Below are 1,201 nucleotides of genomic sequence, written 5' to 3' on the forward strand. Positions count from 1 at the left end.
TGAAAAATGGCAAAAGAGAAATTTGAGCGGACCAAGCCGCACGTGAACGTGGGCACGATTGGTCACGTGGACCATGGCAAGACGACGCTGACGGCGGCGATCACGACGGTGCTGGCGGCCAAGTTCGGCGGCGCGGCCAAGGCCTACGACCAGATCGACGCGGCTCCGGAAGAGAAGGCGCGCGGCATCACGATCAACACCGCTCACGTGGAATACGAAACGGCCAACCGCCACTACGCCCACGTGGACTGCCCCGGCCACGCCGACTACGTCAAGAACATGATCACCGGTGCCGCCCAGATGGACGGCGCCATTCTGGTGTGCTCGGCCGCTGACGGCCCGATGCCCCAGACCCGCGAGCACATCCTGCTGGCCCGCCAGGTGGGCGTGCCTTACATCATCGTGTTCCTGAACAAGTGCGACATGGTCGACGACGCCGAGCTGCTCGAGCTGGTCGAAATGGAAGTGCGCGAGCTGCTGAGCAAGTACGACTTCCCCGGTGACGACACCCCCATCATCAAGGGCTCGGCCAAGCTGGCCCTCGAAGGCGACAAGGGCGACCTGGGCGAACAGGCCATCATGCGCCTGGCTGACGCGCTGGACACCTACATCCCCACGCCCGAGCGCGCGGTGGACGGTGCCTTCCTGATGCCCGTGGAAGACGTGTTCTCCATCTCGGGTCGCGGCACGGTGGTGACCGGTCGTATCGAGCGCGGTGTGGTCAAGGTCGGCGAGGAAATCGAGATCGTGGGTATCTCGACCACGCAGAAGACCACCTGCACGGGCGTGGAAATGTTCCGCAAGCTGCTGGACCAGGGCCAGGCTGGCGACAACGTCGGTATCCTGCTGCGCGGCACCAAGCGCGAAGACGTGCAGCGCGGCCAGGTGCTGTGCAAGCCCGGCTCGATCAAGCCGCACACGCACTTCACCGGTGAGGTGTACGTGCTGTCCAAGGACGAAGGTGGCCGTCACACGCCGTTCTTCAACAACTACCGTCCGCAGTTCTACTTCCGCACGACCGACGTGACCGGCTCGATCGAGCTGCCCGAAGGCAAGGAAATGGTGATGCCCGGTGACAACGTGTCGATCACGGTCAAGCTGATCGCCCCGATCGCCATGGAAGAAGGCCTGCGCTTCGCCATCCGCGAAGGTGGCCGCACCGTCGGCGCCGGCGTCGTCGCCAAGATCATCGCGTAAGGAG

At 64.2% G+C, this 1,201-nt stretch carries 1 protein-coding gene; it reads left to right on the top strand.

From position 1 onward, the window contains the following. The first annotated feature begins 6 nt into the window (after positions 1 to 6). The gene (gene tuf / locus AC07ZS_RS29830; protein ID WP_494802040.1) at positions 7 to 1,197 is read left to right on the top strand and encodes an elongation factor Tu; all 1,191 of its coding nucleotides are present in this window, start codon (positions 7 to 9) and stop codon (positions 1,195 to 1,197) included. Positions 1,198 to 1,201 lie beyond the last annotated feature (4 nt).

The organism is Hydrogenophaga sp. GW456-12-10-14-TSB4 (genome assembly GCF_059424305.1).